Source organism: Mycobacterium attenuatum (assembly GCF_900566085.1).
GTDB classification, from domain to species: domain Bacteria; phylum Actinomycetota; class Actinomycetes; order Mycobacteriales; family Mycobacteriaceae; genus Mycobacterium; species Mycobacterium attenuatum.
Window position 1 is genome coordinate 21,410 of record NZ_UPHT01000084.1, and the last position, 8,169, is coordinate 29,578.

8 protein-coding genes are annotated in these 8,169 nt (G+C 64.6%); 7 read left to right on the plus strand and 1 reads right to left on the minus strand.

The features are described 5' to 3' along the window. Positions 1 to 3: 3 nt before the first annotated feature. The gene (locus EET13_RS14135) at positions 4 to 1,116 is read right to left on the minus strand and encodes a cytochrome P450 (protein ID WP_122442889.1); all 1,113 of its coding nucleotides are present in this window, start codon (positions 1,114 to 1,116) and stop codon (positions 4 to 6) included. A 282-nt stretch (positions 1,117 to 1,398) separates the two neighbouring features. Here EET13_RS14135 and EET13_RS14140 point away from each other — a divergent pair, with 282 nt between their 5' ends. From EET13_RS14140 to EET13_RS14170, 7 genes are all read left to right on the plus strand, one after another. Then, on the plus strand, positions 1,399 to 1,593 hold the full coding sequence (locus EET13_RS14140; protein WP_122442890.1) for a ferredoxin: 195 nt from the start codon (positions 1,399 to 1,401) through the stop codon (positions 1,591 to 1,593). A gap of 618 nt (positions 1,594 to 2,211) precedes the next feature. Continuing rightward, the gene (locus tag EET13_RS14145; RefSeq protein WP_425294242.1) at positions 2,212 to 3,393 is read left to right on the plus strand and encodes a PPE family protein; all 1,182 of its coding nucleotides are present in this window, start codon (positions 2,212 to 2,214) and stop codon (positions 3,391 to 3,393) included. Positions 3,394 to 3,991: 598 nt separating this feature from the next. Then, the gene (locus tag EET13_RS14150; protein WP_425294243.1) at positions 3,992 to 5,173 is read left to right on the plus strand and encodes a PPE family protein; all 1,182 of its coding nucleotides are present in this window, start codon (positions 3,992 to 3,994) and stop codon (positions 5,171 to 5,173) included. Between the two features lie 239 nt (positions 5,174 to 5,412). Beyond that, positions 5,413 to 5,709: a PE family protein gene (locus EET13_RS14155; protein WP_122442882.1), complete on the plus strand. Its 297-nt coding sequence runs from the start codon at positions 5,413 to 5,415 to the stop codon at positions 5,707 to 5,709. Further along, positions 5,709 to 6,941 (plus strand): PPE family protein, encoded by a 1,233-nt coding sequence (locus EET13_RS14160; protein ID WP_122442883.1) that lies wholly within the window; start codon positions 5,709 to 5,711, stop codon positions 6,939 to 6,941. The genes EET13_RS14155 and EET13_RS14160 overlap by 1 nt, the downstream gene beginning before the upstream one ends. 316 nt (positions 6,942 to 7,257) lie before the next feature. Continuing rightward, a complete protein-coding gene (locus tag EET13_RS14165; protein WP_122442884.1) occupies positions 7,258 to 7,557 on the plus strand; it encodes a type VII secretion system ESX-5 target PE19 in 300 nt (99 codons plus the stop codon). A 368-nt stretch (positions 7,558 to 7,925) separates the two neighbouring features. Next, the coding region (locus EET13_RS14170) for a WXG100 family type VII secretion target (RefSeq protein WP_136623161.1) at positions 7,926 to 8,169 on the plus strand (244 nt) is incomplete at its 3' end.

The following is an 8,169-nucleotide window of genomic DNA, read 5'->3' on the forward strand; positions in this document are numbered from 1 at the left end:
AGGTCAGCCCCAGCGCAGCGGTAAGGTCTGGAGCGCGAACGACTTTGACGGGAACTGGATTTCGGGTGTGTATCCCGGGGCCAGTTTGAACTCGGGAATTCTCTTCAGCCATTCGCCGACCACCATCGTCAGCTCCAATCGAGCCAGATGAGAACCCAGGCATCTGTGCGGCCCGCCGCCAAATCCCCAGTGGCGGTGCAATTTTCCGTCCATGACCAGCTCGTCGGTGGACATCGCGTCAGTGCCGTCGCGGTTCACCGCGGCCATGCACAGTCGCACCGGGGAGCCGGCGGGCAGCGTCATACCCCCGACGTTGACGATCTGGGTGGTGATTCGCGGCGCCACCGGAGCCGACGGCTCCAGCCGGACGATTTCTTCGATGAAAACCCGGATCTGCTTGGGGTTACCGCGGAGCGTGGCCCGCAGCTCCGGTCTGCGCGCAAGTTCCAACAGGCAGAAACCCACCGCGGCGGTCACGGTGTCCAATCCCGCGAGGATCAACAGGTGACTGAGTCCCAGCACTTCGACCTCGGTCAGCGGATCATCACCGATGAGCACCTGCGACAAGACGTCGGGGCCCGGATTCTGTTTGCGTTCGGCGACTGCTCGGGCGAGGTATTCGAACAACTCGCGGGTCGCAGCAGCGTCGGTCTCGGTCGGGTGAGGCCGGTCCGACATGGCGATGACGGCATCTTTCCAGGCAATCAGGCGGTCGCGATCTTCCAGCGGCAGGCCATAGAGCACCAGAAACAGCTGAAACGGAAACAGATTTGCGAAATCGGCCATCACCTCACATCCACCGCGAGAGGCGAGGGAATCAATCATGGCGACGGTATGGCTCAGCAGCGCCGGTCGAACCTTGGCCAGAGCAGCCGGGCTGAAAAACGGTTGCAGAATCCTGCGGTACCGGGTGTGCTCCGGCGGGTCGAAGCCGAGGGGCACCAGTGGTAGAGGATTGCCCGGGGACCGAAAGGCTTCCCGCGACGAGAACGCCTTGGTGTTGCGTAACGCCGCGAGCACGTCTTCACGGCGGGTCAGGTAGTACCAGCCGTTCATGAACACCACTGGCCCCGCGTCGCGTAGCGTCTTCCAGCCCAGGCCCCGGTTGCTGGCCATCGGCAACGTCGAATACTCAAGCCGCGGAAGGTAAAACGCGCCGACCTCGCCGCCTTCGGTAATACTCACTCTTGTGCTGTCCGCTTTCCCTTTTCACGGCCTTCGAGGCAGCCGGGCCCGGTGACAAAGCCAATATCGCACGGGTGGCAAACACGCGCCAAGCCGACGACATGTGTGGGGACCTGGTTGACGACGGCGCGCTCGGCTAGCCTCTTGGAAGTTTGTTCGACGGACATGGGCGGCTCTACAACGCGAATGCCTGAGGCCCCGGGAGGAAACCACATGAGGGTTCGTTTGGAGCAGTCGCGGTGTGTGGGACACGCCCAGTGCTACGCGGTGGCGCCGGAACTGTTCCCGATTGATGACTCGGGCTATTCGGTCCTGGAAGAACGCGAGGTGCGCCCGGAGGACGAGCAGTTGACTCGCGATGGTGTCGCCTCATGTCCCGAGATGGCGCTGATCCTCGATGAGGACTGACGACACCGCTGTCATCCCAAGACATTTCATAGATTTATAGATCTTCATAGGTGTTCACAGACCCGAGATCGCATGCGAGCGCGGTGCGCTTAGGGAGTTCATATCGGACGGCGCCTTCGGTGTCCAGTCCTCCGCGAAGCCGGTTTGCGCAGGTCACGTGGGCACAACCGAACTCGGTGTTTAACGACAGCTTAACAATGGTTTGCGGGGAATGAATTGTTGGCGTCCTCGCCTGGTGAACGCCGTTCGGCGACTTAAAGTGTTTGATGTGCAACGGGTTCATAACGAACGAACTGCTGATTGGCGATGCTAAAATCCCGGGCTTTTGGAGCTCGAGGGGGCATTCCGTTGCAGGCCGTACCCGCGGGAGCGGCGGCCGTAACGGCCGCAGATGGACCCGGTGTCGGCTGAGCGATGACTGCCGGTAACGAGTTGACTCAACAGACGGCGGGGGCGCGCCACTGATGGGCATCGGCAGCCAATGCAACTCGCGGTATGGGCAGGTGCGGTCTAGAGACTGCTGGCCCGTGGTGAGTTCGCGACCAGGGTGATGGCGTAGCCGCAACCGGCTTGGCTGTCGCGATCGCGATCGGTCAAGCAGGGGCTTAGGAGGGGTGGGTGTTGGACTTCGGGGCGTTACCGCCGGAGATCAACTCGGGACGACTGTATGCCGGCCCGGGATCAGGTCCGATGATGGCCGCTGCGGCGGGCTGGGACGGGTTGGCCGCAGAATTGGACACGGCGGCGGCCGGCTACGGCTCGGTGATCGCCGAACTGACCAGCTCACCGTGGGTAGGGCCGGCGTCGGCGTCGATGCTGGCCGCGGCCGCACCCTACGTGGCCTGGCTCAACGCCACCGCCGAGCAAGCCGAGCAAGCGGGCATGCAAGCTCGCGCAGCCGCCACAGCCTACGACACCGCTTTCGCGATGACGGTGCCGCCTCCGGTGATCGCGGCCAACCGAGCGTTGTTGCTCACCTTGATCGCAACCAACTTTTTCGGACAGAACACACCGGCAATCGCGGCCACCGAAGCCCACTACGGCGAGATGTGGGCACAAGACGCCGTCGCGATGTATGGCTATGCCGCTTCCTCGGCCACCGCTACGCAGTTGAGGCCGTTCCAGGCGCCGCCGATCACCACCCAACCCGAGGCGGCAGCCGGGCAGGCCGCCGCCGTCGCGCAGGCCGTCACCACATCGGCAGCCAACTCCGCACCCACCGATGTTCCGGCCATGTCGACGACTGCACTGCTGGGCAGCCTGACATCGCCGCTATCCCAACTGGGTTTCTCGCTGACCCCGTCGTCGCTGGCGGTTCCGCCCTGGGTGGTCGGACCCACCGGACTGCTCGCCACACTATTCGGGGAGTCGACAAATATTTGGAACTCGGTTACCAATTACCCGTACTTCGCTCTGGGGTCGGTCAATTCGCTTATAGCGTGGGGTGGTGGTCTGTTGCCGGGCGCTCCGGCGCCCAATCCCGCGCTCGGTGGAGCGCTGGCGCCACCGGGAGCCGTGGGTGGTTCCTGGGGTGCCCCGGCGGCCGGTCTGGGTAAGGCCGCAACCGTGGGCCGGTTGTCGGTGCCACCCACGTGGGCGGCCATCACGGCCGCAGACATCAGTCCCTTGTCCGGCCAAGCTGGGACCGTCAGCGTCCTCGAAGCCACCGCGACCAACGCCGGAACATCGGGATTACTGCGCGGAATACCCCTGACCGGCGCCGGCCGGCGCACCGCCGGCTACGTCAACAAATACGGCTTCCGCCACCACGTCCTCGCCCGCCCGCCATCGGCCGGATAGCGAAACCACCGCGAACTGGGTTACCAGGGCGAACCCCCGACGTCACCATGTTCACCACGGCAACGTCGGCTGATCGCCATCCACGGAAGTCGGGTTGGCGACTTATGCCCGCACTGATGACGTCCGCCATTTAGCTTTATCCGCGAACAGATTTTTATCCGCGGAAGCACCGCGACTACTGGCCTAGCCGCAAGCTGGCGAGCTGCAGACGGGGTGAGCTCTCGCAGGTAGGAGCTTAGGAGCCGGCGGGCATCGGCCGGTGTGGCCGGGTCGCGACTAGGCCGTCCGCGTCACCCCCCGCTCCGTTCCGGCCGCGGTAAGCGGAGTTCGCAATTTAATGTGTTCGGTATGCAACGGGTTCGCAACGACCGAACTGTTGACTGCCGATGTTATAGTTCCCGGCTTCTCGACGCTGAGGGCGCATTCCGGTTGGTGACCGTATACCCATAAGCGGCCGTCGTTGGCGGCCACCGATGCGCCCCGGCATCAGCTCAGATAGCGATCAGTAGTGCTGGCCCGCGACGTGTTCGCGGTCAAGGTGATGGCGTAGCCGCAACCGGCTTGGCTGTCGCAGTCGCGGTCGGCCAGGGAGGGGCGGGTGTTGGACTTCGGGGCGTTACCGCCGGAGATCAACTCGGGACGACTGTATGCCGGCCCGGGATCAGGTCCGATGATGGCCGCTGCGGCGGGCTGGGACGGGTTGGCCGCAGAATTGGACACGGCGGCGGCCGGCTACGGCTCGGTGATCGCCGAACTGACCAGCTCACCGTGGGTAGGGCCGGCGTCGGCGTCGATGCTGGCCGCGGCCGCACCCTACGTGGCCTGGCTCAACGCCACCGCCGAGCAAGCCGAGCAAGCGGGCATGCAAGCTCGCGCAGCCGCCACAGCCTACGACACCGCTTTCGCGATGACGGTGCCGCCTCCGGTGATCGCGGCCAACCGAGCGTTGTTGCTCACCTTGATCGCAACCAACTTTTTCGGACAGAACACACCGGCAATCGCGGCCACCGAAGCCCACTACGGCGAGATGTGGGCACAAGACGCCGTCGCGATGTATGGCTATGCCGCTTCCTCGGCCACCGCTACGCAGTTGAGGCCGTTCCAGGCGCCGCCGATCACCACCCAACCCGAGGCGGCAGCCGGGCAGGCCGCCGCCGTCGCGCAGGCCGTCACCACATCGGCAGCCAACTCCGCACCCACCGATGTTCCGGCCATGTCGACGACTGCACTGCTGGGCAGCCTGACATCGCCGCTATCCCAACTGGGTTTCTCGCTGACCCCGTCGTCGCTGGCGGTTCCGCCCTGGGTGGTCGGACCCACCGGACTGCTCGCCACACTATTCGGGGAGTCGACAAATATTTGGAACTCGGTTACCAATTACCCGTACTTCGCTCTGGGGTCGGTCAATTCGCTTATAGCGTGGGGTGGTGGTCTGTTGCCGGGCGCTCCGGCGCCCAATCCCGCGCTCGGTGGAGCGCTGGCGCCACCGGGAGCCGTGGGTGGTTCCTGGGGTGCCCCGGCGGCCGGTCTGGGTAAGGCCGCAACCGTGGGCCGGTTGTCGGTGCCACCCACGTGGGCGGCCATCACGGCCGCAGACATCAGTCCCTTGTCCGGCCAAGCTGGGACCGTCAGCGTCCTCGAAGCCACCGCGACCAACGCCGGAACATCGGGATTACTGCGCGGAATACCCCTGACCGGCGCCGGCCGGCGCACCGCCGGCTACGTCAACAAATACGGCTTCCGCCACCACGTCCTCACCCGCCCGCTGCCGGCCGGGTAACTCGTGAGCATGCCGATTCAGCAAGTCCGAGCAACCCAAATGGAGGCTACAAACCGCATAGATGCTGATGCAAACACCAACTGCAGATTAATGCTCGATAGCAATAAGTGAACAGTAGCGGTCCAGGAATGAATAGTTGGCATCGGAACCATGCCGAGCCATCACGGCCAAGTACCGTGATCACGGGATGGGGTGCCCTGAAGCCGGTGAGGCACAGGGTTATTCGAGGGAGGAAACTGATGTCGTTTGTGACGACACAGCCAGCAGCACCGGCTGTTGCCGCCACCCCACAAGGCATCGGCCCGGCACCGAACGCTCACAACGCCGCCGTGGCGGTCCTCACGACCGGCGCCGTTCCAGCGGCAGCTGATGAGGCACCGGCGCAGTTCGCCGCCCATGCCCAGATGTACCGGATCGCATCCGCACAAGCCGTAACCATCCACGAGATGTTCGTCAAGACCTTGGGTGTCAGCGCCGCCTTGTTTGCGGCCCCCGAGGCGGCGAACGCAGTCGCGAGCAGACAAGGGTCAAACTAATGGATTTTGGGGCATTACCGCCGGAGATCAATTCCGCACTGATGTACATCGGCCCGGGCTCGGCGCCGATGACGGCCGCAGCGTCCGCTTGGAACGGGTTGGCAGCTGAGCTGAATGCCGCCGCCACAGCTTACGAGGCCGTGATCACCGGCCTGGCGAGCGAAGAGTGGCTTGGCCCGGCGTCGGCATCGATGGCCGAGGCGATCGCGCCCTACGTGGCCTGGATGAGCAACGCCGCCACCCAGTCCGAACTGGCGGCAACCAAGGCCACCGCCGCGGCAGCGGCATACGAGGCCGCGCACGCGGCGATCGTGCCCCCGCAGCTGGTTGCGCTCAACCGTGCCGAGCTCACGCAGCTGCTGACTGCCAACGTGTTCGGCCAGTACACCAACGCCATCGCGGCGCTCGAGGCCCAATATGGGGAAATGTGGGCACAAGACGCCGCCGTCATGTACCAGTATGCGGGCTCGTCCGCTACCGCTACGAAGATCGCTCCGTTCGCTTCGCCGCCGCAGACGACCAGCCCAGCCGCAGCGGCATTACAGTCGGGCGCGGTCACGCAAGCGGCCGGCACTGCGGCCGGCTCGGCGCAGCAAACATTCTCGAACCTGATTAACGGTTTGCAGTCCCAACTGGCAAGTCTCGCGTCGCCCTCGAACGTGGCTCTTGTCGGGCTGACTCCGACCAGCGAGACTTTGGGATCGGTAGTCTTCAACCCGAACTCAATCCTGGGCTCGATCTTGACCGGGATAGGTGGAAACAGCACCTTGAACCCGCAGTGGTTCATCACCGCATTCAGGAACTTCGCCGGTCCCGCATACAACATCGAAGGCCTGCCCTACTTCTCGACCGGTATGGCGAATACCTTGCTGTCGCTGAGCAAGGGGCTGACGCCGGCCGCCTCCTCGGCAGCCAGCAGCGCCGCTGCGAATGGCTTAGCGGGATTGGGCGGGCTGCTGGGCGGCGGTGGTAGTGGGGTAGCGGCAAGCATGGGCCAGGCGGCCTCTGTGGGGAAGTTGTCAGTGCCGGCCGCGATCGCGGGGATAGGCCCGGCGGTTGGTCACGCGGCTCCGTTGCCGATCAGCACCGTCAGCGCCGCACCCGATACGGCAGCCGGCAATCTGCTCGGCGGACTGCCACTAGCCGGTGCCGGTAGCGGAGCTGCGGCGACCGCCGGGCCACGCTACGGCTTCCGGCCCACCGTGATGGCCCGCCCGCCTTTTGCCGGCTGACAATCAACTTGTGCCGTGCCTCGCCGACGCTGCAGCACCCACGCGGAACGCGCCCCGATGCCCACGATCCGGGCCGGGCGTGTACCACCACGCGTGAGGTGTCGGCACCGGACTTCCTACATGTTTGCTTGGGAGTTTGCTGAGCGGACGACAAACAGGCCTTTCCGCTGTTACTGTGTCGTTACCACAGGTGAATTTGCCGTGCCAACACGTGAACACTTGCTAAATCGTGACGTTGAAAGCAACTTGGCGCCGGTCGGTCATCTACTCTCTTGCAGTAGAGCGGTGCCGGGGACAATCAAGGGAGGAAATCAGCATGTCATTTGTGACCACGCAGCCGGAAGCGCTGGCCGCTGCAGCCGCGAGTCTGCAGGGTATTGGCACCACGATGAACGCTCAGAACGCCGCCGCGGCGGCCCCCACGACAGGGGTTGTGCCAGCGGCCGCCGACGAGGTTTCGGCGTTGACCGCGGCCCAATTCGCTGCGCATGCGCAGATGTATCAAGCCGTCAGCGCCCAGGCCGCCGCGATACACGAAATGTTCGTTAACACATTGGCAACCAGTTCCGGTTCGTACGCGGCCACCGAGGCCGCCAACGCCGCCGCCGCTGGCTGACCACTCAGGCAGCTGGGGACCGGGGGATGGATTCTGCTACGGCCGTCAGTCCTAAGGCGATCTCGCGCCGGTCTGTCCGTCAGCGGTCCGGCTACTCGGCCGAGTCCGTGCCCCGAGGCTTTCGAGCGCCATGGTCGTCGGATCCAATGCTGCGGTCGGTGCCCGATGTCGTGTCGCCGTACCGCGATGCCCGGTGGCCGTCGGCTGGAAAGGGGGGATCATCCATAGTTCTCCGGTCGGCGGTTGCGTCAACGCGTAGCTGCTCGGCCATCGCACCCACGAACAACAGACGACACTGACCAAGGCAGTCTCTAGGCAAAGAAACCAAGTCAAAGAATCCAAGCAAACTCCCAAGCAAGGAGAATCAGGTGACTTCACGCTTTATGACCGACCCGCACGCGATGCGGGCGATGGCGGGCCGTTTCGAGACGCACGCTCAGACGGTTGAGGACGAGGCCCGCCGGATGTGGGCGTCCTCGCAGAATATCTCCGGCGCGGGCTGGAGCGGTCTGGCCGAGGCGACCTCGTTGGACACCATGGGCCAGATGAACCAGGCCTTCCGCAACATTGTGAACATGCTGCACGGGGTGCGTGACGGTCTGATCCGCGACG